Here is a 22150-nt window from a genome sequence, read left to right on the forward strand (position 1 = left end):
TCGCTGGGGGCTGCCGCCCCCGGGCCCCGCCATCGGCCTGGACGGCCTCGTCCTCAAACGCCGGACGGGCTGAGATTCGCGGCCCGGGCCGAGAAGCCACGAGCCGCCACCGCAGGTCAGAGGTAGTCCTCCAGGCGGGCCACCCGGAGGTTCCGCTCCTCGATCTGCTGCAGCAGGTCCTCCGTGCGGGACGGGGCCGTGACCGAGACGATGTCGCCGGGGTGCAGGTGGGGATCGCCGCGGGCGAAGGCCAGGTCTCCGTCGGCGTCGAGGGCGGCCCGCCACAGGACGACGGCCGTGATGCCGCAGTCGGCGGCGGCTCGCAGGGTCGTCGGGTCGTAGCGGCCGTGGGGCGGGCGGAACAGGCGCGGGAGGACACCGAAGCGGGAGTGGAGCTTGGTCTGCTGGCCGCAGATCTCGGCGCGCTGGCCGGCGTAGGGCAGGCCGGCCAGGGAGCGGTGATCGAGGGTGTGGTTCTGCAGGCTCGCGCCGACCGAGCGGAGCCGGGCGAAGTGACCGTAGGCCGGCCCGGCCACGGTGTCGGTGAGGAACAGGGTGACCGGGAGCCGCCGTTCACGGATCAGTGCGGTGAGGTTGGGGTCCCGGTCGGCGCCGTCGTCGTAGGTGAGGAAGACGACCCTGTCGGTGGTGCGGACGTGGTCCAGGACGGGCGGCGGTGTGCGGTCCTGACCGCCGGCCCGGGCCGGTTTGCCGGCCGTGGGGTGGCCGGCGGGACCGCCGAGCTGGGCGCAGCCGGTGAGCAGGACGGCGGCCAGGGCGGCCCCGGCCGCCCGGAACCGCCCCCGCCTCACAGGTAGTCCTCCAGCCGGGCCACCGCGTATCCCTCGGCGGTGACCCGGTTCAGGAAGCGGCGGACCATGTCCGTCATCGTGCCGTCCCAGTCGTTCCGGCCCCGGAAGTGGGTGAGGACGATGTCGCCCGGGTGGAGGTCCCGGTCCCACTCGCGGTACTCCCAGTGGTCGACGTAGACCTCCTCGTTCCAGATCGGCGCGTACCTGATGCCGCAGGACTTCGCGGCGCGCAGGGTGTCCTGGTTGTAGTTGCCGAAGGGCGGGCGGAAGAGCTCGGGGCGCTTGCCGTAGCGCTTCTCGATCACCTCCTGCATGCCGCAGATCTCGTGCTTCTGCTGCGCGTACGAGAGCCCCGGGAGGTAGGGGTGGCTCAGGGTGTGGCTGTTGAGCGTGACACCGCGGGCCTGCATCTCCTCGAAGTAGGCGTAGTCGTCCTTGATCTCGTCGTCGGTGAGGAAGACGGTGTAGGGGATCTGCAGCTCGCTCATCATGCGCAGGAACGCCGGGTCCTTCTCGGCGCCGTCGTCGATGGTGAGGAAGAGGACCCTCTCCTCGGTGGGGACGGTGGTGAAGACGGGCGGGAGGTCCTCCTGCCCGTCCACCTCGAAGCCCTCGCGCGCCGTGATCTCCGGCTTCCGGGCGGGCGGCGGCGGGGCCGTCAGCGGCACCTCCTCCAGGTTCCAGCGCTTGGCGGCGGCGGCCCGGGCGGCCTGGGCCGCGCGCAGCATGGACGCGTCGGTGTCGAACGCCCGGGCGGGGGGCGCCTGCAGGGGCCGCCGGCCGGCGGTGTCCCGCACCTCGGAAGGGTGGTGCGCACAGGCGGAGGCGAGGGCGGCGACGAGGAGCACGGCGAGGCCGCCGCACACCCGGGCGGCCGGCGAGGGCCCGGAAGCCGCCCGGGACACCCCGCGTGCCCGGCTTTTGTCATTTTGTACTACTACTCGCATGGTGCCGGATCTTCGCAGCCGCGGGCTCCCCGTCCGCGCCCGACACCGCGTCGGGCGCACACCATCCACCGACTGGCCCACAATGGGCCGGTGAACGACCTCGACGCCCTCCTCTCCCTGCTCACCCCCGAAGGCCGCGCCCTGCTCGACGAGGTCCGCGACACCGACCCCGCGCGTGAGCTGGCCGTCGCCACCCGGTTGCGCCGCGACCACCCGGCCGGGCTGGTGTCGGCGGCGCTCGGTCAGGCGCGGCTGCGGCAGCGGGCGGCGGTGAAGTTCGGGGCCGAGGACGCCGGACGGATGTTCTTCACCCCGAACGGGGTCGAGCAGTCGACCCGGGCGAGCGTGGCGGCCCACCGGGCCGGCCGGCTGGCGGACCTGGGCGTGACCTCGGTGGCCGACCTGTGCTGCGGGATCGGCGGCGACGCGATCGCGCTGGCCCGCGCGGGCATCCGGGTCCTGGCCGTCGACCGCGACCCGGCGACGGCCGCGGCGGCGCGCGCCAACGCCGAGGCGCTGGGGCTCGCCGGCCTGGTCGAGGTGCGCGAGGCGGACGTCACCGAGGTGGACACGAGCGGGTACGACGCCGTGTTCGTCGACCCGGCGCGGCGGGGCGGGCGGGGCCGGATCTTCGACCCGGAGGCCTACTCGCCGCCGCTGTCCTGGGCCGTGGCGGCCGCCCGTACGGCGTCCCGCGCCGCCGCGCTGAAGGTGGCGCCCGGCATCCCGCACGAGGCGGTGCCGGAGGGGGCCGAGGCCGAGTGGATCTCCGACGGCGGGGACGTCAAGGAGGCGGTGCTGTGGTTCGGCACCGCACCGGGGGCGGTCCGGGCGACGCTGCTGCCGGGGCCGCGCACTCTGCTCGGCGCCGGCCTGCCCGACCCGGAGGTCCGCACGCCCGGCCGGTACCTGTACGAGCCCGACGGCGCCGTCATCCGGGCCCACCTGGTCGCCGAGGTCGCCGAACAGGTCGGCGGCGGGCTGCTCGACGCGACCATCGCCTACGTCACGGCGGACGAGCTGCTGCCGACGCCGTACGCCACGGCGTACGAGATCACCGACCGGATGCCCTTCAACGTCAAGAAGCTGAAGGCACTGCTGCGGGAGCGTCAGGTCGGCACGCTGACCGTCAAGAAGCGCGGCTCGGCGGTCGAGCCGGAGGAGCTGCGCCGCAAGGTCAAGCCCCAGGGACCGCACGCCGCCACGGTGTTCCTGACCCGGGTCGCGGGGGCGCCGACGATGCTGATCGGACACCCGGCGCGCTGATGCCTCCGGCGGTTCGGCCGCGTGACGTGACCGGCACGAGCGGCACGGGCGTTCGGCGCCGGCGGTGCCCCCGTGCCGGGCTGCCTGCGGTGGCTTTCCGCGGACGGGCGCACCCCCGTGCGAGGTCGTCCGGACAGGCGTACCGGGGCCTCCTGCGGCGGGGCCCGTGTGGGCGGGGGCGCCCCCGTGCGGGGTCGGTCTGACAGGCGTACCGGGCCGCCTGTGGCGGGTTCCCGTGGCGGCGGGGCGCGACCCCGTGCGGGGTGGTCGGCCGGGCACCCGCGAGCCGGGCCGCCTGTGGCGGGTTTTCGGCGGGCTGCGGTGCGTGCCTCAGCCGCACTCCCGCGCGCGGTGCGTCAGCAGTTCGCGTTCGCGTTCGTTGTGGGCCAGGGACGCGGCCCGTTCGAACTCCGGGCGGGCCTCCTCCGTGCGGCCCAGGCGGAGCAGGAGGTCGCCGCGGACGCTGGGCAGCAGGTGGTAGCCGCGCAGGGCCGGTTCGGCGGCGAGGGTGTCGACCAGGGCGAGCGCCTGGGCCGGGCCCTCGGCCATCGACACGGCCACTGCGCGGTTGAGTTCGACGACCGGGGACGGGGCACGGGCCGCGAGCAGGCCGTACAGCGTGGCGATGCGCGGCCAGTCGGTCTCCTCCCAGGTGTACGCGAGGGCGTGGCACGCGGCGATGGCGGCCTGGAGCGCGTACGGGCCCGGGGAGCCGGCGGCGTGGGCGTTCGCCCGGTCGAGGGCGGTGATGCCGCGGGCCATGAGCATGCGGTTCCAGCGACGGCGGTCCTGGTCCTTCAGCAGGACGGGCGTGCCGTCGGGACCGGTGCGGGCGGCGGTGCGGGACGCCTGGAACTCGAGCAGCGCGGTCAGCCCGTGGACCTCGGGCTCCTTCGGCATCAGGGCGGACAGCACGCGGGCCAGGCGCAGCGCGTCCTCGCACAGGCCGGGCCGCAGCCAGTCGTCGCCGGCGGTCGCCGCGTAACCCTCGTTGAAGATCAGGTAGATGACCTCCAGGACCGAGCCGAGCCGGGCCGCCCGCTCCGGTCCGTACGGCACCTCGAAGGCGACGTTCCGCGCCGCCAGCGTCCGTTTGGCGCGCACGATGCGCTGCGCGACCGTGGACTCCGGTGCCAGGACGGCGCGGGCGATCTCGGCGGTGGTCAGGCCGCCGAGCAGGCGCAGGGTCAGCGCGATGCGGGCCTCGGCGGACAGCACCGGGTGACAGGCGGTGAAGACCAGCCGCAGCAGGTCGTCGTCGATGCCGTCCGGGTCGGCGGGCTCCTCGGGCGGCGCGGCGACGGGCAGGTCCCGGCCGATCTCCGCCAGCTTGCGGGCGTAGGTCTCCCGGCGCCGGACCAGGTCGACGGCGCGGCGCCGGGCGGTGGTCGTCAGCCAGGCGCCCGGATTGTCGGGCACCCCGTCGCGGGGCCACTGCTCCAGTGCCGCGACCAGCGCGTCCTGCGCGATCTCCTCGGCGATGCCGACGTCCCGGACGACGCGGGCGACGCCGGCGATCACGCGGGGGAACTCCAGCCGGAAGACCGTCTCGATCGCCTCCGCGGTCCGGGCGGAGGCGGCGGTGCCGCGCGGGGCGGCGGTGGGCTGTGGCTTCACAGCCCACATGCAACACCCTCGCGCACCCCGGACAAAGCGGAACTCAGCCCTCCATGATCTCCCGCACCTCGCAGGTCACCGTCCAGTGCTCCTCGTGGACCTTCAGGAAGCGCTTGGTCCACTCGATCGCCTCGGCCATGTCCTTGGCCTGCATCAGCGCGTAGCCGCCGACGACCTCCTTGGACTCGGTGAAGGGGCCGTCGGTGACGGACAGCTGTCCGGACTCGTAGTGGACCCGGGTGCCCTGGGCGGTGGGGGTCAGCCCGGCGGTGTCGAGCAGGACGCCGGCCTTCGTCATCTCCTCCATCAGCTCCCCCATGCGCTGCATCAGTTCGGGGCTGGGGCCCTCGGCGGGGGTGTTGTTCTCGTCGATGCGGACGAGCGACAGGTAGCGGGGCATGGTGACTCCTCGGGTCGGTGCCGGGACCGGGTCGTTCCCGGCCTCTCACCCCTGCGTCGAACGGGAGGGCCGTGGATCGACAGGGCCCCGGATTTTTTCCCGGATTTTTTTCGGCCCGTGTCCGGACAGCCGCCCGCGCCCCCATGAGCGCAGGCCGGGCGGCGGGTCAGCGCAGCGATTCCCACAGTTTGCGGGCGTCCGGTTCGCGGGCCACCACCCGGTTGGCGTCCCACGGGGCCGGTACGACCGGCATCGTCACCGTCCGTACGGCGTCCGCCGACAGGCCCCCGATGCTGCGGCCGAGGTTCGTCAGCTCCCCCAGCGAGTCCAGGCCGGTGTCCGTGGTGAGGCTGCCGGTGACCGCGTCGGCGACCCGGTACAGCCGGGCGGGGTCGGTGAGCAGGCCGGCGTCGGAGAGCCGCTCCAGCAGCGCCTTGACCAGTTTCTGCTGGAGTCCTATGCGGGCGAGGTCGCTGCCGCCGGCCAGCCCGTACCGGGTGCGGGCGAGTCCGAGGGCCTGCGTGCCGTCGAGGTGATGGGTGCCGGCGTCCAGGTGGAGGTGGCTCTTGTCGTCGTCGATGTCCACGTCCGTGGTGACGGTGACACCGCCGAGCGCGTCGACCAGCTCGGCGAAACCGGAGAAGTCGATCTCGAGGTAGTGGTCCATGCGGACGCCGGTCAGCGACTCGACGGTCTTGACCGCGCAGACCGGCCCGCCCAGGGCGTACGCGGTGTTGAACATCGCGCCCTCGGCCTCCCGGGTCGTGCCGCCGGACGGCAGCGGGCAGGAGGGACGGGTGACGAGCGTGTCGCGCGGGATGCTGACGACGGTGGCGGAGGTCCGGCCGGCGTCGAGGTGGACGACCATCGCCGTGTCGGAGCGGGCGCCCTCGCTGTCGCCGCCGCCGAGCTCCTGGTTCCCCTCCCCGTCGCGCGAGTCCGAGCCGAGGACCAGGAGGTTCAGGGCGCCGCTGGGCGGCGGGGGCTCGGAGGCGGAGGCGGAGGGGGCGGTGAGGGACCGGGCGGGGCGGTCGTCGCCGAGCGCGCCGTCGATGTCGACGCTCCTGATGTTGCCGCTCAGGTGCCAGTACGCCCAGCCGGCCGCGGCGATGCCCAGCAGCAGGGCGCCGGCCAGGGCGAGGCAGGCGGTCCTCAGCATCGCCGAACGTCCGTCCCGCTCCGCCCGCGCAGCCATGCGTCCGCCCCCGCCCGTCCCGCTCGCGTCCCCACCCGAGTGCCCCACCGGAAGGAAACATAAGTCCGAATTATGGGGAGCGGGTAGACGCGGACGGCATTCTGCGGAAATTCTCAGACTTCTCGCCAGGCGGGCAGCGGGCAGCGGGCAGGACGCAGAATCCTGGACTCGAAAGCTTTCGCGAAAGTTTCGACGGCTAGGCGGACGGTGGCGCCGACGTACTGCTGCGCACCTCCAGGCTGGTGGCCAGCTCCACCCGGGTGGCCGCGGCCGAGCCGTCGTCCCGGCCGAGGTCCAGTACCAGGCGTGCCGCGGCTTCGGCCATCTCCGTGAGCGGCTGCCGCACGGTGGTCAGCGGCGGCCCCACCCAGCGCGCCACCGGCAGGTCGTCGAACCCGACCACGCTCAGGTCCTGCGGGATGCGCAGCCCCAGTTCGCGCGCGGCCTCGTACAGTCCGAGCGCCTGGAGGTCGTTGCCGGCGAAGACCGCGGTCGGCCGGTCGGGCCGGCGCAGCAGCTCCAGGCCCTGCCGGTAGCCGGCCTCGTGGTGGAAGTCCCCGGTCACGATCAGGCCGGGGTCGACCGGCAGCCCGGCCGTCTCCAGCGCGGCCCGGTACCCGTCGACGCGGGCGCGGCTGCACATCATCCGGGTGGGTCCGCTGATCGCGCCGATGCGGGTGTGCCCCAGGTCGATCAGGTGGCGGGTGGCGGCGAGTCCGCCCTGCCAGTTGGTGGCGCCGATGGACGGCACGTCGGCGCCCGGGTCGCCGGCCGGGTCCATCACCACGAACGGGATGCAGCGGCTGGTCAGCAAGGCCCGCTGGGACTCGTCGAGGCCGGACAGCACCAGGACGACGCCGTGCGGTCGCCGCGCGGCGACCTGGTCGGCCCACGTCCTGCCGGGCGTGAGGCGGCCCGCGCTCTCGGAGAGCACGACGCTGAGCCCCGCGTCCCGGGCCACGTTCTCCACGCCCCGGATGACCTCCATCGCCCAGGCGCTCTCCAGTTCGTGGAAGACCAGGTCGATCAAGGGTGAGCGGGTCGCCTCGGCCCGCCTGCGCCGGTACCCGTGGGCCCGCAGCAGTTCCTCGACGCGGGCCCGGGTGGCGGGGGCGACGTCGGCGCGGCCGTTGAGGACCTTCGAAACAGTCGGTGCCGACACACCGGCCTCGCGGGCGATCTCCGCGAGGGTCGCGGTCTGCGCGGACCGCCTGTGCGTCCGGGTTTCAGCGGGCTGCGGGGATGTCATGGCGGCGATCGTATCCCCGCCGACCCTCTTGACGAAGACTACGGGTGGCCATAGGTTTCCGGAACATTCGCTTGATACGTCGAAACATTCGCGGAGCCGTCCGTGAAGAAGCGTTCGTGAGAGGGCAGCCGTCCCGTCCACCCCGACAGGAGTTCCATGACCACCGCGCCCTGGCGTGACCCCGCCCTGCCCGCCGCCGCCCGCGTCGACGACCTCCTGGCCCGGATGACCCTGGAGGAGAAGACCGCACAGCTGTACGGCGTGTGGGTGGGCGCCGCCACGGACGGCGACGGCGTCGCCCCGCTCCAGAACCAGATGACCGCCGACCACGACTGGGACGAGCTGATCACCCACGGCCTCGGCCAGCTCACCCGCCCCTTCGGCACCGCCCCCGTCGACCCGGTCCTCGGCGCGCAGGCCCTCGCCCGCGCCCAGCACCACATCCGTGAGGCCGGCCGTTTCGGCATCCCGGCGCTCGCCCACGAGGAGTGCCTGGCCGGCTTCACCGCCTGGCGGGCCACCGCCTACCCGGTGCCGCTGGCCTGGGGCGCCACCTTCGACCCCGACCTGGTCGAGGAGATGGCCCGGCGCATCGGCCACGACCTGCGCTCGGTCGGCGTCCACCAGGGCCTCGCCCCCGTCCTGGACGTCGTACGGGACGCCCGCTGGGGCCGGGTGGAGGAGACGATCGGCGAGGACCCGTACCTGGTGGGCACGATCGGCACCGCATACGTGCGGGGCCTGGAGTCGGCCGGGATCGTCGCCACGCTCAAGCACTTCGCCGGGTACGCCTCCTCGGCCGGTGCCCGCAACCTGGCCCCCGTGCGGGCGGGCGTGCGGGAGTTCGCCGACGTGACGCTCCCGCCGTTCGAGCTGGCGCTGCGCGAGGGCGGCGCCCGGTCGGTGATGGCGGCGTACACGGAGACGGACGGCGTCCCCGCCTCGGCCGACCCGGCACTGCTGACCTCGCTGCTGCGGGACGAGTGGGGCTTCACCGGCACGGTGGTCGCCGACTACTTCGGCGTCGGCTTCCTGGAGTCCCTGCACCGGGTCGCCGCCGGCCCCGCCGAGGCGGCGCACCTGGCCCTCGCGGCCGGCATCGACGTGGAGCTGCCGACGGTGCGGTGCTACGGCAAGCCACTGCTGGAGGCGGTCCGCGCGGGCGACGTCCCCGAGGAGCTGATCGACCTGTCGGCCCGCCGCGTGCTGCTGCAGAAGTGCGAACTGGGCCTGCTGGACGAGGACTGGACCCCGGAGCCGGCCGGCGACCCGGCCGCGGTCGACCTGGACTCCCCCGGCAACCGCGCGCTGGCCCGCCGCCTCGCCGAGGAGTCGGTGGTGCTCCTGGACAACCCCGAAGGCGTCCTGCCGCTCGCCCCCGACACCCGGATCGCGGTGGTCGGCCCGCGGGCCGCCGACGCCCTGGCGATGCTGGGCTGCTACTCCTTCCCGTCCCACGTCCTGCCCCACCACCCCGACGTGCCGACGGGCATCGAGATCCCGACCGTGCTGGACGCCCTGCGCGCCGAACTGCCCGACGCCAAGGTGACGTTCGCGGAGGGCTGTGACACCTCCGGCCCGGACACCTCGGGCTTCGAGGAGGCGGTGGCGCGGACCGCGGAGGCCGACGTGTGCGTCGCGGTCCTGGGCGACCGGGCCGGGCTGTTCGGGCGGGGCACCTCCGGCGAGGGCTGCGACGTGAGCGACCTGGGGCTGCCCGGCGTCCAGGGGGCGCTGCTGGACGCGCTGGTCGCGACGGGCGTGCCGGTGGTCCTGGTGCTGCTGACCGGCCGCCCGTACGCGTTCGGCCGCTGGCACGGGCGGCTCGGCGCGGCCGTGCAGGCGTTCTTCCCCGGCGAGGAGGGCGGCCCCGCGGTGGCGGGCGTGCTGTCGGGCCGCGTCTCTCCGTCCGGCCGCCTCCCGGTGAGCGTTCCGCACCTGCCCGGCGGCCAGCCGTGGACCTACCTCCAGCCCCCGCTGGGCCTGGCCGGCGAGGTGAGCAACCTGGACCCGACCCCGCTGTACGCCTTCGGCCACGGCCGCTCGTACACGACGTTCGCGTGGGAGGCCGGCACCGGCGGTCCCGAGGACGGCGTGGAGATCGGCACGGACGGCACGTACGACGTGTCGGTGACCGTCCGCAACACCGGCGGCCGGGCCGGGGCCGAGGTGGTCCAGCTGTACCTGCACGACCCGGTGGCGTCGGTGACCCGCCCGGACGTCCGCCTGATCGGCTACCGGCGACTGGAGCTGGCGCCCGGCGAGGCCCGCCGGGTGACGTTCCGGTTCCACGCCGACCTCTCGGCGTTCACCGACCGCGCGGGCCGCCGGACGGTGGAACCGGGCGCCCTGGAACTGCGGTTGGCGGCGTCCAGCGCGGACGTCCGCCACACGGCACGGCTGACCCTCACGGGGCCCGCCCGGGTGCTCGGACCGGACCGGCGGCTGCGCTGCGCGACGGAGGTGTCGCCGGCGTGACGCCCGCCGCCCGACCGGCCGTTCCGCTCAGTCCGCGGCGACCGACTCGAACCGCCACCGGTGCACCGCCCGCGTGACCAGTTCTCCGTCCGGCTCCGGCAGTTCGGGCAGGTCGGCGTCGTAGGCGGCGTCCCACCAGGTGACGACGAGGACGCGGTCCTGCGGGGCGCGCAGCGTCTCCCGGCGCAGCGGCTCGCCGTCGAGCGGCTGCGCCCGTGCCCAGGCCAGCAGGTCCTCGCCCCGGCCGGGCACGGCACGGGCCTCCCACATCAGCGCGACGGTCACGGGTACAGGTTCTCCTTGCTGACCTCGTGGACGTGGTCGTGCGTGTGGCCCTGCCCCGGGACGTGCGGGTCCGTCACCGGCAGCGAGGAGTCCGCCGACAGGTCCCAGTCGGAGGCGGCCCGGTCGCGGGCGACCATCTCGGCGCCGAGCGCGGCGACCATCGCGCCGTTGTCCGTGCACAGCTTGGGCCGGGGCACGCGCAGCCGGATGCCGGCCGCCTCGCAGCGCTCCTGGGCCAGGACCCGCAGCCGGGAGTTGGCGGCCACGCCGCCGCCGATCATCAGGTGGTCGACGCCCTGGTCCTTGCAGGCCCGTACCGCCTTGCGGGTCAGCACGTCCACGACCGCCTCCTGGAAGGAGGCCGCCACGTCCCGTACCGGCACCTCCTCGCCCGCCGCCCGCCTGGCCTCGATCCAGCGGGCCACGGCCGTCTTCAGCCCCGAGAAGGAGAAGTCGTACTCCGGGTCGCGCGGTCCGGTCAGTCCGCGCGGGAACGCGATGGCGTTCGGGTCGCCCTCGCGCGCGTACCGGTCGATGACGGGGCCGCCGGGGAAGCCCAGGTTCAGCACGCGGGCGATCTTGTCGAAGGCCTCGCCGGCCGCGTCGTCGATGGTGGCGCCCATGGGGCGGACGTCGGAGGTGATGTCCGTCGACAGCAGCAGCGAGGAGTGCCCGCCGGAGACGAGCAGCGCCATGGTCGGCTCGGGCAGCGGGCCGTGCTCCAGCTGGTCGACGCAGATGTGGGAGGCGAGGTGGTTGACGCCGTACAGGGGCTTGCCGAGGGCGTAGGCGTACGCCTTGGCCGCCGAGACGCCGACCAGCAGGGCGCCGGCCAGGCCGGGGCCGGCGGTGACGGCGATGCCGTCGAGGTCGCGGGCGCTGACGCCCGCCTCCTTCAGCGCGCGGTCGATGGTGGGGACCATCGCCTCCAGGTGGGCGCGGCTCGCCACCTCGGGGACGACGCCGCCGAAGCGGGCGTGCTCGTCGACGCTGGAGGCGACGGCGTCGGCCAGCAGGGTGGTGCCGCGCACGACACCGACGCCGGTCTCGTCGCACGAGGTCTCGATCCCGAGGACGAGGGGCTCGTCGCGTGAGTCAGCCATGGTTGTCGGTTCCTCGTTCGGTTCCCGGTACGGAGGTGGAAGGGTCGGTCAGGCGCATCACCAGGGCGTCCACGTTCCCCGGCTGGTAGTAGCCGCGTCTGAAGCCGATGGGCTCGAAGCCGAAGCGCTCGTACAGCCGCTGGGCGCGGGTGTTGTCCACGCGGCACTCCAGGAGCACCTCGGTGCATTCGAAGGCGGTCGCGGCCCGCAGCAGTTCGGTCAGCAGCCGGGCGCCGAGGCCGGTGCCCCAGTGGTCGCGGGCGACGGCGATGGTCTGCACGTCCGCCTGTTCCCCGGAGGTGACCAGACCCGCGTAGCCGACGACCTCCGCGTCCTGCTGGGCGACCAGGTAGCGCCGGGTGGCACCGGGCCCGCGCGCATGGGCCAGTTCGGACCAGAACATCCCCCGCGACCAGGCGTCCTCCGGGAACAGCTCCCGCTCCAGCCGGAGCACGGGGTCGATGTCCCACCAGCGCATCTCGCGCAGCACGGCGTCCACGGGCAAGGTCACGGGCTCGGTCACTTGGGGGTGACCACCTTGTAGTTCTTCGGGACCTGCGCGTCCGGCCGGCGCAGGTACAGCGGCCGGGGCGCGGGCAGTTCCTCGCCCGCCGCCAGCTTCTCGGCGGCCAGGCTCGCCAGGGCGGCGGCGGACACGTGCTCGGGCTCGTGCGCCCGCGGGAAGGTGTCCGGGTACAGCAGCGCGCCCGCGCCGACGGCCGGGAGCCCGGCCACCTGTGCGGCGATGTCGGCGGGCCGGTCGACCGCCGGGTCGGTGAGACGGGTGCGGGAGTCGGCGTAGCGCGCCCAGTAGACCTCCTTGCGGCGGGCGTCCGTCGCGACCACGAAGGGGCCCTCCAGGTCGGCGGCGTACGCCAGTCCGTCCAGCGTGCACACGCCGTGCACGGGCACGCCGAGCGCGAGCCCGAAGGTGTCCGCGGTCATCAGGCCGACGCGCAGACCCGTGTACGGGCCGGGACCGATTCCGGCGACGACCGCGGTGACGGCGTCGAGCCGCAGTCCGGCCTCGGCGAGCACCCGGTCGACGGCGGGAAGCAGCAGCTCACCGTGCCGGCGTGCGTCCACCTGGCTCGACGAGGCGATGACGTCCGTACCGTCGTGCAGCGCGACGGTCACGGCGGGCGTGGCGGTATCCAGAGCGAGCAAGAGCACGCAAACAGCCTACGGCGCTCGCGGCCCCGTGTCGGACGGCCGGGTCGGACGGCCGGCTGCTGCTACCGTCGCCGGAAGCACGGTGCGTGACGAAAAGTGCACCTTGCGTCACGCGATGCCCATGAGTACGACGCCTAGGTGGTCCCAGTGGCAAGCAGCAGCGCCGGTTGGGTGGCCGCGCTCACGGCGGCGGCCCTCGGCACGGTCGGATTCCTCGCCCACCAGGCGTCGGTCCGCCTGCCGGCCGACCTGAGCCGGGCGCACGCGACCAGCACCCCCGCCCCCGGGGCCTCCAAGGCGCCCCGCGACGCCCGGCACCCGGACGCCCTGCCCGTCGGTTCGGGCCGGGGCGAACGGGTCGTGTACTCGCTGGACGACGACCGGGTGTGGCTGGTCGGCCCGGACAACAGGGTCCGGACCACCTTCGCGGTCACCCCGAGCAGGGTCGACCCGGTGCCGGGCACCTACGCCGTCACCTCGCGCTCGAAGCAGGTCACCGGATCGGACGGCGTCCCCGTCGAGCACGTCGTGCGCTTCACCAGTGTGGAGGGCGTGGTCGTGGGTTTCAGCGCGGCCGTGGACGACTCCGCGCCCAAGCCCGATCCGCGCCTGCGCACCGGCGGCATCCGGGAGTCCCGCGCGGACGGCGACGCGATGTGGCGGTTCGCGACGATCGGCCAGCGGGTCGTCGTCATCCCCTGACGCGGCCCCGGTACGTCCGCCGAGGCCGCCCGGCGGGTCAGGCGGCCTCGCGGTGCTCCCGGACGGGGCGGCACTCCTCCGGTTCCGGCGTGCGCGGTGGCGTGGAGACGGCGGCCGCCGCGGCGCAGGCCGCGAGCAGGTCACGCATGGACACCCCGGCGGGCGCGGGCGGCTGCTGGGTCACGGGCTCCGGCACGGACGCCTCCTGAAGGTCGGGGGCGGGCGTAGTTAGGCATGCCTAACTACGAGCTGGATACCATGTGACCACGGGCGGTGCCCCCTTGGCAATATCTTGCCGACGTGTTGTCGGAACCCGGCCGCGGGAAGCGGCTCAGGCGGCGAGGACGCTCAGGTCGACCGCCGACCAGCGCTCGCCGACACCCGTCAGCGTCACGTGCCGCACCTCGTCGGTGGTGTCGCCCACGGCCCGGTGGATCAGGAGCTGCAACCGGTCCTCGGTGAGCTCCTCCACCTTGCCCTCGCCCCACTCGACGACGATCACCGAGTCGGACAGGGAGACGTCGAGGTCGAGGTCCTCCATCTCGTCGAGGCCGCCGGACAGCCGGTAGGCGTCGACGTGGACGAGCGGCGGGCCGTCGCCGAGCGAGGGGTGCACGCGGGCGATCACGAAGGTCGGGGAGGTGACGGCGCCGCGCACGCCGAGGCCCTCGCCGAGCCCCCGGGTCAGCGTCGTCTTGCCCGCGCCCAGCTCCCCGCTCAGCATGACCAGGTCACCGGCGCGGAGCAGTTTGGCGAGCCTGCGGCCCAGTTCCCGCATCTGCTCCGGGGAGGTGACGGTGATCTCGACGGCGGGTGCGGGCTCGGCCGGGCCCTGCGGTGTGGCTGGTGCTTCCATAGCCCTCAACGGTAGCCGCTGCCGGCGCACCGGCCGGACTCCCGCCACCGCGCTCACACGGCCGCGCCGCGCGCCTTCTCGTGGGCGCGGGCGAGCAGGTCGGCGAGGCGGTCGGTGACCAGTTCCGGGTGCTCCAGCATCACCAGGTGCCCCGCGTCGGGGACGAGCACCAGCTCGGCGTCGGGCAGCAGGCCGGCGATCGCCTCGCTGTGCTCGCTGGGTGTCACCAGGTCCTGCTCCCCGGCCAGCACCAGCACCGGGAGGTCGCGGAAGCGGGCGAGGGCCTCGGTCTTGTCGTGGTCGTTGAACGCCGGGTAGTACTCGGCGACCACGTCGATCGGCGTCGACTCGATCATCCGCTCGGCGAAGCGGGCCACGGCCGGGTCGACGTCCCGGGACGCGAACGAGTACCGCTTGATGATCCCGGCGAACAGGTCCGCCGTCGCCCGCCGGCCCTTCTCCACCAGCTCGGCCCGCTGCCCCAGCGCCTTCAGCACCCCGGGCAGCACCCGCCGCACCGCGTTGACCCCGGCCACGGGCAGTCCGAAGTTGACCTCGCCGAGCCGCCCGGACGACGTGCCGACGAGGGCCACGCCGACGACGCGCTCGCGTATCAGGTCGGGGAAACGGTCGGCCAGGGCCATCACCGTCATGCCGCCCATGGAGTGCCCGACCAGCACCAGGGGGCCCTCGGGCGCCGCCGCGTCGATGACGGCCTTGAGGTCCCGGCCCAGCTCGTCGATGGTGACCGGCTCGCCGTCGCGCACCTGGGCCACGCCCCGCCCCGACCGTCCGTGGCTGCGCTGGTCCCAGTGCACGGTGCGCACGACGCCCTCGAGCGCCGCCCGCTGGAAGTGCCACGAGTCCTGGTTGAGGCAGTAGCCGTGGCTGAAGACGACGGTGACGGGAGCGGGCGCCCTGCGGCCGAAGAGCCGCCGGCGGCGCGGGCTGAGCACGGTCGCGGTCTCCGGATCGACGTCGTCGACCTCGTAGTGCAGTTCGGTGCCGTCGTCGGCGTACGCCGTGCCGGGGGTGCCGCGCAGTCCGCCGTACGGCCCTGCCGAGTCGAGGGCGAGCCGCGCCTTCTGGCGTATCCCGCGGCCGACGGTGAGCCGTTCTATCGCCACGCCGGCCGCCGCGCCCGCGGCGACCACGCCTATCGCGAGACCGGCGATCCCGGTCGCCCGTCGCCAGCCCCCGGCGGCCACGTCGGTGGCGGCCTCCGCGGCGGAGGCGACGGCCGCGGCGGCGACGTCCGCGACACCCTCCGCGCTGCTCTCGCTCACGTACCGCTCCTCCTCACCGGGCCGCGGGGCGGATTCCCCTCTCGTTCCTCATTCACCCGAACGCGTGCGGCATGCCCGTCATACACGCCGGGCCGGGCACGCGTCATGTGTCACTGGTCACCCGGGCCCGCGACCGTCACTCGTTGACGTAGACGCGCGGGACGCGCGCGCCGATCCGGGTGACGATCTCGTACGCGATGGTGCCCGCCGCCTGCGCCCAGTCCTCGGCGGTGGGCTCACCGCGGTCGCCGGGGCCGAACAGCACCGCCTCGGCGCCTGCCGGGGGCCGGTCCCCTCCCAGGTCGACGACGAACTGGTCCATCGCGACCCGCCCCGCGATCGTGCGCCACTTGCCGTCGACCAGGACGGGACCGGTGGAGGAGGCGTGGCGCGGGATGCCGTCCGCGTAGCCGAGGGGGACGAGACCGAGGGTGGTCTCGCCGGGGGTGGTGTAGTGGTGGCCGTAGCTGACGCCGTGTCCGCCGGGGACCTGCTTGACCAGGGCCAGAGCGGCGGACAGCGTCATCACGGGGCGCAGTCCGAAGTCGGCGGGGGTGCCGATCTCGGGGCTGGGCGAGACGCCGTACATCGCGATGCCGGGGCGTACGAGGTCGAAGTGGGCCTCGGGGAGGGTGAGCGTGGCCGGCGAGTTGGCGATGTGCCGCACGTCGGGGCGCACGCCCTGCTGTTCGGCGTACGCCGTCATCTCCCGGAAGCGGGTGAGCTGGGCGGCGATGGAGGGGTGGCCGGGCTCGTCGGCGCAGGCGAAGTGCGACCAGAGCCCGGTGACGCGGATCAGTCCCTCGGCCTCGGCGCGCAGGGCCTCCCGGACCAGTTCCTCCCAGTCGCCGCCCGGCTGGCAGCCGTTGCGGCCGAGCCCCGTGTCGGCCTTCAGCTGCACCCGCGCGGGGCGGCCGGCCAGACGCGCGGCGGCGGTGACCTCCTCCAGGGCCCACAGCCCGCTGACGGAGACGTCGAGACGGGCCTCGACGGCCTCGCGCCAGGGGCCGCCCGGCGTCCACAGCCAGCACATGATCCGCAGGTCGTCCGGCAGCCCGGCCTCCGCGCGCAGCGCGAGCGCCTCCTGCGGCGTGGCGGTACCGAGCCAGGTCGCACCGGCCGCGACGGCAGCGCGGGCGCACGGGATCGCCCCGTGGCCGTAGGCATCGGCCTTGACCACGGCCATCAGTGCCGCGCCGGGCGCCCGTTCACGCAGCGCGCGCACGTTGGCCCGCAGTGCGGCCAGATCGATCTCGGCACGGCCCCGCAGGGACGCGGCCCACTGGGCGGAAGTCTCACTCATGGTGCCCCCAGTCTCTCAGAGCCCCCGATCACCCCCGGGCAACCCCGTTGCTCACGCAGCTGCGGGCAGTCGTGCCGCTGGGGCGGCACGGGTGGGCGCAGCGGCACCCCGCAGCGCCGGGCCGCGCACCACCCCCCGCACCGACGCCCCCGCCCACGCAACGCCGCCCACATCGGGCCCGGTCCGACCGCACCTCACCGCACCGCCCACATCAGGCCCGGCCCAACGGCACCGCACCTCACCGCACCGCCCACATCAGGCCCGGCCCAACGGCACCGCACCTCACCGCACCGCCCACGTCACCCCCCGCCGCCGACCCCCCGAACGTCCCGCCACGCAACCCGCACCGCCTCCGCCACGTCATGCGCCCCCACCGGCGCCCCCACCGCCGCCACCCGCCCGGCCAGCCCGTGCAGATACGCCCCCACACTGCCCGCGTCCACCGCCGACAGCCCCGCCGCCAGCAACGACCCCGCCAGCCCCGACAGCACGTCCCCGCTCCCCGCCGTGGCCAGCCACGACGTCCCCGTCGCATTGACCCGCACGGGCCCCTTCCCGCCCGCCGCGGCCACCACCGTCGTCGACCCCTTCAGCAGGACCGTCGCCCCGTACCGCCCCGCGAGCTCCCGCACGGACGCCAGCCGCGCCCCCTCGACCTCCTCCCGGCTCACCCCGAGCAGCGCCGCCGCCTCCCCGGCATGCGGCGTCATCAGCGTCGGCGCCGTCCGTCCCCGCACCGCCTCCGCGTCGGCCAGCCGCAGCCCGTCCGCGTCGATCAGCACCGGCACCTCCGCCCCCAGCACCTCCGCGACCGTCCCGGCGTCGTCCCCGGCCCCGGGTCCGACGACCCACGCCTGCACCCGCCCCGCCCGCTTCGGCCCCTGGTCCGACACCAGCGTCTCCGGGAAGCGCGCGATCACCGCGTCCCCCGCCGGCCCGACGTACCGCACCGCCCCGGCCCCGCCCCGCAGCGCCCCGGAGACGGCGAGCACGGCGGCCCCCGGGTAACGCGCCGACCCGGCGGCGATCCCCACGACCCCGCGCCGGTACTTGTCGCTCTCCGCGCCCGGCACCGGCAGCAGCCGCGCCACGTCCGCGTGCTGCAACGCCTCCAGCTCGGCCGCGTCGTGCGGCAGCGGCAGCCCGATGTCGACCAGCCGCACCGACCCGGCGTACTCCCGCGCCGGGTCGACCAGCAGCCCCGGCTTGTGCGTCCCGAAGGTCACCGTCAGGTCGGCCCGGACCGCCTCCCCGCGCACCTCCCCCGTGTCGGCGTCGACCCCGCTCGGCAGGTCGACCGCGACGACGGCGGCCCGCGACCGCCCGGCCGCGGCGGCCAGCGGCACCGCCTCCGCCCGCAGGCCGCCCCGGCCGCCGATCCCGACGATGCCGTCCACGACCAGGTCGGCCCGCTCGATCAGCCGCTCCCCGTCGCCGTCGGCGGCGACCCGGCCGCCGGCCCGCCGGAACGCCGCGAGCCCGCCGGCGTGGGCGCGCTCCGGCGTGAGCAGGACGGCCGTCACGCCGGCCCCGCGCCGGGCGAGCCGCGCCCCGGCGTACAGGGCGTCGCCGCCGTTGTCGCCGCTGCCGACCAGCAGCACGACCCTGCTGCCGTAGACCCGCCCGGCGACGCGGCCGAGCAGCTCCGCGCAGGCGGCGGCGAGCCCGGCCGCCGCCCGTTGCATCAAGGCCCCTTCCGGCAGCCTCGCCATCAACTCCCGTTCGGCCGTCCTGACCGTCTCCACGCTGTACGCAGTCCGCATGCCGTCGAGTCTTCCCGGTACGCGGCGAACGTCACGAGCCGCGCCGGCCCGGTTCGCGTCGGACGCGTGCGGCCCCTGGCGGTGCGGGAAGCTACCCCTCCGCGACGACCACCGCCGAGGCCACACCCGCGTCGTGGCTGAGCGACACGTGCCACGACGTCACCCCCAGCTCCGCCGCCCGCGCCGCCACCGTCCCGGTGACCCGCAGCCGTGGCCGTCCGCTGTCCTCGACGTACACCTCGGCGTCCGTCCAGTGCAGCCCCGCTGGCGCGCCGAGCGCCTTCGCCAGCGCCTCCTTGGCCGCGAACCGGGCGGCGAGCGAGGCGACGCCCCGGCGCTCCCCGCTGGGCAGCAGCAGCTCGCTCTCCAGGAAGAGCCGGCGCGCCATGGCCGGCGTCCGCTCCAGCGACGCCCCGAAACGGGCGATCTCCGCCACGTCGATCCCGACCCCGATGATGCTCATGCCGAGCACCTTACGAGGCCGCGCCGACCTCCTCAGGGGACGAAGGCGCCCGGGGCCTTGTCGGCGCGAGGCGCGCGGGACTTCGGGCCGCGCTTGGCCCACCACTGCTGGGCCGGTTCCTCGACCCACCGGTACAGCAGCCAGGCGAGGGCCTGGGAGACCAGGAAGGTGCCCAGGAGGAAGACGATCGCCTCGTTGCTGGGTGCCATCCGGTGCGGCCAGTACTCGCGGATGAACTGGTTGACGGTCTGGTGGACCAGGTAGAAGGCGTACGAGCTGGCCCCGAGCATGATCAGCGAACGGTTGGTCAGCAGGCGGGCGCGGCCGGCGGCCTCGTTCTGCACACAGGCGGCGATCAGCAGCACGGACAGCACCGCGATGACGGGGCGCACGGTGCACTCCATCTGGTGGGCGACGAAGCGGCTGCCCCAGTCGGGTGCGCGGGTGAAGGCTACGGCGTACACGAGGAGCAGCGCCACCACCGCGGTGGGCCGCAGGGGGACGCGGTGGCCGCGGCGCAGAGCGATGGCGAAGGTGACGCCGACGAGGAACTGCGGCAGGTAGACCACCGGGTGGCGCATCACCCAGGAGGCGTCGTGCGCGTTCAGGTAGTGGTCGGCCGCCACGTGCACGGCCCACATCGCGACCAGTCCGGCGACCGTGACGATCGCGAGGGTCCTGGTGCGCCAGGCGCGCAGGCGCCCGATGAGCAGCGGGAAGAGCGCGTAGAAGAGCAGCTCGACGCTGAGCGTCCACGTGACGGGGTTGCCCGGCAGGGTGGGCATCGCGTTCGGCAGCCACGCCTGCACCAGGAACAGGGACGAGATCAGGCTGACCGCGTCCGTGTGGTCGTTGCCCATGCCGTAGAAGACGGCGATGGCGGCGACGGCCGCGACCAGGTGGGCGGGGTAGATGCGGCCGAAGCGCCGCCAGTAGAACGTCCCCTTGCCGTTGGTCGGCTTGTGGCTCCAGGTGAGCAGGAAGCCGGAGAGGACGAAGAAGAACGTCACGCCGTGCGCGCCGATCTTCGAGTACGGGAAGAGGTCGGGCACCCGCCACACTCCGCCGCCCGCGCTCACTCCGTTGAAGTGATGCACGAAGACCGCGAAGGCCGCGAAGAAGCGCAGGCTGGTCAGCGACGCCAGACGCGTGGGCAGGGTGCCGGCCCGATCCGCGCGCCCTGACCGCTCCGTGGCCGGAGTCGTGGGTGCCGGGGGGGCTGTGGTCATAACGGTCCACCAGTCGTATCCGCGTGCGGTCACGGCCGGCGGGCAGGAGTGATCACTGCAGCACCAACCGCAAACCCCCGTACCTTAGCGATCAGCGCCGCCCCCGCACAGGGGGCTGCTTGGTGACCTTCGTCCCATCCGGCGCGGGAACCCTGAGGAACCCGCACGGCTACTCCACCGTCACCGACTTGGCCAGGTTCCGCGGCTGGTCGACCTCGTTGCCCCGGGCCGTGGCCAGCTCGCAGGCGAAGACCTGCAACGGCACCGTCGCCACCAGCGGCTGGAGCAGCGTCGGGGTGGCGGGGATCCGGACGATGTGGTCGGCGTAGGGGACGACCGCCTCGTCGCCCTCCTCGGCGATGACGACGGTCCGCGCGCCCCGGGCCCGGATCTCCTGGATGTTGGACACGATCTTGTCGTGGAGCACGGAACGGCCGCGGGGGGACGGCACGATCACGACGACCGGCAGGTCCTCCTCGATCAGTGCGATCGGACCGTGCTTCAACTCGCCCGCCGCGAAGCCCTCGGCGTGCATGTACGCCAGCTCCTTGAGCTTGAGGGCGCCTTCCAGGGCGACCGGGTACCCGACGTGCCGGCCCAGGAACAGCACCGTGTTCTTGTGGGCGAGGGAGCGGGCCAGTTCCCGTACCGGCTGCATGGTCTCCAGCACCCTGTCGACCGCGCCGGAGACGCGGGAGAGGTCGCGGACGACGTCGCGGATCTCGTCGGCGTACTTCGTGCCGCGGACCTGGCCGAGGTAGAGGGCGACCAGGTAGCAGGCGACCAGCTGGGTCAGGAACGCCTTCGTCGAGGCGACGGCGATCTCGGGACCGGCGTGCGTGTAGAGCACCGCGTCGGACTCGCGCGGGATGGTCGAGCCGTTGGTGTTGCAGATGGCCAGCACCCGGGAGCCCTGCTCGCGGGCGTGCCGCAGCGCCATGAGGGTGTCCATGGTCTCGCCGGACTGGGAGATGGCGATGACCAGGGTCTGCCGGTCGAGGATGGGGTCGCGGTAGCGGAACTCGCTGGCCAGCTCCACCTCGCAGGGGATGCGCGTCCAGTGCTCGATGGCGTACTTGGCGATCAGCCCGGCGTGGAAGGCCGTGCCGCAGGCGACGATGACGACCTTGTCGACCTCGCGGAGCACACCCGTGGGGATCCGCAGCTCGTCCAGGGTGAGGGAGCCGGAGCCGTCGATGCGGCCGAGGAGCGTGTCGGCGACCGCCTTGGGCTGCTCGGCGATCTCCTTGAGCATGAAGTAGTCGTGACCTCCCTTCTCGGCGGCGGAGGCGTCCCAGTCGACGTGGTAAGCGCGCACGTCCGCGGGGCTGCCGTCGAAGCCGGTGACCGTCACTCCCCCCCGGCGCAGCTCCACCACCTGGTCCTGGCCCAGTTCGAGGGCGTCCCGGGTGTGGGCGATGAAGGCGGCGACGTCGGAGGCGAGGAAGTGCTCGCCCTCCCCCACGCCCACCACGAGCGGTGAGTTGCGACGGGCGCCCACGACCACGTCCGGCTCGTCCGCGTGCACCGCGACCAGGGTGAACGCACCCTGCAGCCGACGGCACACCAGCCGCATCGACTCGGCCAGGTCGGCGCAGGCGGAGTACTCCTCGGCGAGCAGGTGGGCGACGACCTCGGTGTCGGTCTCGGAGACCAGCTCGTGGCCGCGCTCCTCCAGCTCGGCCCTCAGCTCGGCGAAGTTCTCGATGATGCCGTTGTGGACCACGGCCACCCGGCCGGCGTTGTCGAGGTGCGGGTGCGCGTTGGCGTCGGTGGGTCCGCCGTGCGTGGCCCAGCGCGTGTGCCCGATGCCGGCCGCGGCGGACGGCAGCGGGTGCTCGGACAGTTCCTTGTCGAGGTTGACGAGCTTGCCGGCCCGCTTGGCGGTGGCGAGCCCGCCGTCGGCGAGCACGGCGACGCCCGCCGAGTCGTATCCCCGGTACTCCAGCCGCTTCAGTCCGGCCACCACGACGTCGAGCGCCGACTGCGCCCCCACATATCCCACAATTCCGCACATGACCGG

20 protein-coding genes and 1 pseudogene are annotated in these 22150 nt (G+C 74.3%); 3 read left to right on the forward strand and 18 right to left on the reverse strand.

Annotated features, from left to right (window positions below; genetic code table 11):
* Positions 1-116 precede the first annotated feature (116 nt).
* Together ACGF3H_RS21900 and ACGF3H_RS21905 are read right to left on the reverse strand one after the other, a co-directional pair.
* Complete coding sequence (locus ACGF3H_RS21900) at positions 117-812, reverse strand: polysaccharide deacetylase family protein (protein WP_362489481.1); 696 nt, start codon at positions 810-812, stop codon at positions 117-119.
* Positions 809-1759: a polysaccharide deacetylase family protein gene (locus tag ACGF3H_RS21905; RefSeq protein ID WP_362489479.1), complete on the reverse strand. Its 951-nt coding sequence runs from the start codon at positions 1757-1759 to the stop codon at positions 809-811. The genes ACGF3H_RS21900 and ACGF3H_RS21905 overlap by 4 nt, the downstream gene beginning before the upstream one ends.
* Between ACGF3H_RS21905 and ACGF3H_RS21910 the strand changes: the two genes are divergently transcribed.
* Positions 1742-3025: a methyltransferase domain-containing protein gene (locus ACGF3H_RS21910; RefSeq protein WP_393585011.1), complete on the forward strand. Its 1284-nt coding sequence runs from the start codon at positions 1742-1744 to the stop codon at positions 3023-3025. The two genes, ACGF3H_RS21905 and ACGF3H_RS21910, sit on opposite strands and share 18 nt — an antisense overlap.
* Positions 3026-3355: 330 nt before the next feature.
* Here ACGF3H_RS21910 and ACGF3H_RS21915 read toward each other — a convergent pair whose 3' ends face one another.
* The 4 genes from ACGF3H_RS21915 to ACGF3H_RS21930 form a co-directional block, all read right to left on the reverse strand.
* Entirely contained in the window at positions 3356-4651 is a 1296-nt protein-coding gene (locus ACGF3H_RS21915; protein ID WP_393816525.1) for an RNA polymerase sigma factor, read from the reverse strand.
* Positions 4652-4685: 34 nt separating this feature from the next.
* Entirely contained in the window at positions 4686-5042 is a 357-nt protein-coding gene (locus ACGF3H_RS21920; protein ID WP_362489475.1) for a YciI family protein, read from the reverse strand.
* 166 nt (positions 5043-5208) lie between these two features.
* A complete protein-coding gene (locus ACGF3H_RS21925; RefSeq protein ID WP_362489473.1) occupies positions 5209-6237 on the reverse strand; it encodes an LCP family protein in 1029 nt (342 codons plus the stop codon).
* A 196-nt stretch (positions 6238-6433) separates the two neighbouring features.
* Positions 6434-7486 (reverse strand): LacI family DNA-binding transcriptional regulator, encoded by a 1053-nt coding sequence (locus ACGF3H_RS21930; RefSeq protein WP_362489471.1) that lies wholly within the window; start codon positions 7484-7486, stop codon positions 6434-6436.
* Between the two features lie 156 nt (positions 7487-7642).
* Here ACGF3H_RS21930 and ACGF3H_RS21935 point away from each other — a divergent pair, with 156 nt between their 5' ends.
* Positions 7643-9964 (forward strand): glycoside hydrolase family 3 N-terminal domain-containing protein, encoded by a 2322-nt coding sequence (locus tag ACGF3H_RS21935; protein ID WP_362489469.1) that lies wholly within the window; start codon positions 7643-7645, stop codon positions 9962-9964.
* Positions 9965-9991: 27 nt separating this feature from the next.
* Here the strand turns inward: ACGF3H_RS21935 and ACGF3H_RS21940 are convergent, their stop codons facing one another.
* Genes ACGF3H_RS21940 through tsaB form a run of 4 tightly spaced genes read right to left on the reverse strand, consistent with a single transcriptional unit; the run spans position 9992 to position 12525 of the window.
* The gene (locus tag ACGF3H_RS21940; protein WP_362489467.1) at positions 9992-10249 is read right to left on the reverse strand and encodes a hypothetical protein; all 258 of its coding nucleotides are present in this window, start codon (positions 10247-10249) and stop codon (positions 9992-9994) included.
* A complete protein-coding gene (gene tsaD / locus ACGF3H_RS21945; RefSeq protein WP_362489465.1) occupies positions 10246-11352 on the reverse strand; it encodes a tRNA (adenosine(37)-N6)-threonylcarbamoyltransferase complex transferase subunit TsaD in 1107 nt (368 codons plus the stop codon). The genes ACGF3H_RS21940 and tsaD overlap by 4 nt, the downstream gene beginning before the upstream one ends.
* A complete protein-coding gene (rimI, locus tag ACGF3H_RS21950) occupies positions 11345-11830 on the reverse strand; it encodes a ribosomal protein S18-alanine N-acetyltransferase (RefSeq protein ID WP_362489660.1) in 486 nt (161 codons plus the stop codon). Before rimI ends, tsaD begins: the two co-directional genes overlap by 8 nt.
* Positions 11831-11871: 41 nt before the next feature.
* Complete coding sequence (tsaB, locus tag ACGF3H_RS21955) at positions 11872-12525, reverse strand: tRNA (adenosine(37)-N6)-threonylcarbamoyltransferase complex dimerization subunit type 1 TsaB (protein ID WP_362489463.1); 654 nt, start codon at positions 12523-12525, stop codon at positions 11872-11874.
* A 147-nt stretch (positions 12526-12672) separates the two neighbouring features.
* Here tsaB and ACGF3H_RS21960 point away from each other — a divergent pair, with 147 nt between their 5' ends.
* Positions 12673-13227: a hypothetical protein gene (locus ACGF3H_RS21960; RefSeq protein ID WP_362489461.1), complete on the forward strand. Its 555-nt coding sequence runs from the start codon at positions 12673-12675 to the stop codon at positions 13225-13227.
* Between the two features lie 37 nt (positions 13228-13264).
* Here the strand turns inward: ACGF3H_RS21960 and ACGF3H_RS21965 are convergent, their stop codons facing one another.
* The 8 genes and pseudogenes from ACGF3H_RS21965 to glmS form a co-directional block, all read right to left on the reverse strand.
* On the reverse strand, positions 13265-13423 hold the full coding sequence (locus ACGF3H_RS21965; protein WP_362489459.1) for a hypothetical protein: 159 nt from the start codon (positions 13421-13423) through the stop codon (positions 13265-13267).
* 135 nt (positions 13424-13558) lie between these two features.
* The gene (gene tsaE / locus ACGF3H_RS21970; RefSeq protein ID WP_362489457.1) at positions 13559-14083 is read right to left on the reverse strand and encodes a tRNA (adenosine(37)-N6)-threonylcarbamoyltransferase complex ATPase subunit type 1 TsaE; all 525 of its coding nucleotides are present in this window, start codon (positions 14081-14083) and stop codon (positions 13559-13561) included.
* A pseudogene (locus tag ACGF3H_RS21975) lies at positions 14052-15369 on the reverse strand (alpha/beta fold hydrolase); the annotation flags it as partial. The pseudogene ACGF3H_RS21975 and the gene tsaE, both read right to left, overlap by 32 nt.
* Positions 15370-15505: 136 nt before the next feature.
* Positions 15506-16672 (reverse strand): alanine racemase, encoded by a 1167-nt coding sequence (gene alr / locus ACGF3H_RS21980; RefSeq protein ID WP_362489455.1) that lies wholly within the window; start codon positions 16670-16672, stop codon positions 15506-15508.
* Positions 16673-16971: 299 nt separating this feature from the next.
* Positions 16972-18435, reverse strand: coding sequence for an NAD(P)H-hydrate dehydratase (locus tag ACGF3H_RS21985; protein WP_362489453.1), 1464 nt, complete (start codon positions 18433-18435; stop codon positions 16972-16974).
* A 91-nt stretch (positions 18436-18526) separates the two neighbouring features.
* On the reverse strand, positions 18527-18898 hold the full coding sequence (locus tag ACGF3H_RS21990) for a holo-ACP synthase (protein WP_362489451.1): 372 nt from the start codon (positions 18896-18898) through the stop codon (positions 18527-18529).
* A 32-nt stretch (positions 18899-18930) separates the two neighbouring features.
* Positions 18931-20127, reverse strand: a complete 1197-nt coding sequence (locus ACGF3H_RS21995) for an acyltransferase (RefSeq protein WP_362489450.1) — start codon at positions 20125-20127, stop codon at positions 18931-18933.
* 169 nt (positions 20128-20296) lie between these two features.
* Positions 20297-22144: a glutamine--fructose-6-phosphate transaminase (isomerizing) gene (gene glmS / locus ACGF3H_RS22000; RefSeq protein ID WP_362489448.1), complete on the reverse strand. Its 1848-nt coding sequence runs from the start codon at positions 22142-22144 to the stop codon at positions 20297-20299.
* Positions 22145-22150: the final 6 nt, after the last annotated feature.

The sequence above is a fragment of the Streptomyces sp. NPDC048185 genome (genome assembly GCF_043202495.1).
Taxonomy (GTDB): domain Bacteria; phylum Actinomycetota; class Actinomycetes; order Streptomycetales; family Streptomycetaceae; genus Streptomyces.

What these genes read in the sequence shown, in the direction of transcription:
- ACGF3H_RS21905 (WP_362489479.1), bottom strand. Translation starts at nt 1,759, where the DNA reads ATGCGAGTAGTAGTACAAAATGACAAAAGCCGGGCACGCGGGGTGTCC.
- ACGF3H_RS21930 (WP_362489471.1), bottom strand. Translation starts at nt 7,486, where the DNA reads ATGACATCCCCGCAGCCCGCTGAAACCCGGACGCACAGGCGGTCCGCG.
- ACGF3H_RS21920 (WP_362489475.1), bottom strand. Translation starts at nt 5,042, where the DNA reads ATGCCCCGCTACCTGTCGCTCGTCCGCATCGACGAGAACAACACCCCC.
- ACGF3H_RS21995 (WP_362489450.1), bottom strand. Translation starts at nt 20,127, where the DNA reads ATGACCACAGCCCCCCCGGCACCCACGACTCCGGCCACGGAGCGGTCA.
- ACGF3H_RS21915 (WP_393816525.1), bottom strand. Translation starts at nt 4,651, where the DNA reads ATGTGGGCTGTGAAGCCACAGCCCACCGCCGCCCCGCGCGGCACCGCC.
- ACGF3H_RS21990 (WP_362489451.1), bottom strand. Translation starts at nt 18,898, where the DNA reads ATGAGCATCATCGGGGTCGGGATCGACGTGGCGGAGATCGCCCGTTTC.
- rimI (WP_362489660.1), bottom strand. Translation starts at nt 11,830, where the DNA reads ATGCGCTGGTGGGACATCGACCCCGTGCTCCGGCTGGAGCGGGAGCTG.
- ACGF3H_RS21985 (WP_362489453.1), bottom strand. Translation starts at nt 18,435, where the DNA reads ATGCGGACTGCGTACAGCGTGGAGACGGTCAGGACGGCCGAACGGGAG.
- glmS (WP_362489448.1), bottom strand. Translation starts at nt 22,144, where the DNA reads ATGTGCGGAATTGTGGGATATGTGGGGGCGCAGTCGGCGCTCGACGTC.
- tsaE (WP_362489457.1), bottom strand. Translation starts at nt 14,083, where the DNA reads ATGGAAGCACCAGCCACACCGCAGGGCCCGGCCGAGCCCGCACCCGCC.
- ACGF3H_RS21925 (WP_362489473.1), bottom strand. Translation starts at nt 6,237, where the DNA reads ATGGCTGCGCGGGCGGAGCGGGACGGACGTTCGGCGATGCTGAGGACC.
- alr (WP_362489455.1), bottom strand. Translation starts at nt 16,672, where the DNA reads ATGAGTGAGACTTCCGCCCAGTGGGCCGCGTCCCTGCGGGGCCGTGCC.
- tsaD (WP_362489465.1), bottom strand. Translation starts at nt 11,352, where the DNA reads ATGGCTGACTCACGCGACGAGCCCCTCGTCCTCGGGATCGAGACCTCG.
- ACGF3H_RS21935 (WP_362489469.1), top strand. Translation starts at nt 7,643, where the DNA reads ATGACCACCGCGCCCTGGCGTGACCCCGCCCTGCCCGCCGCCGCCCGC.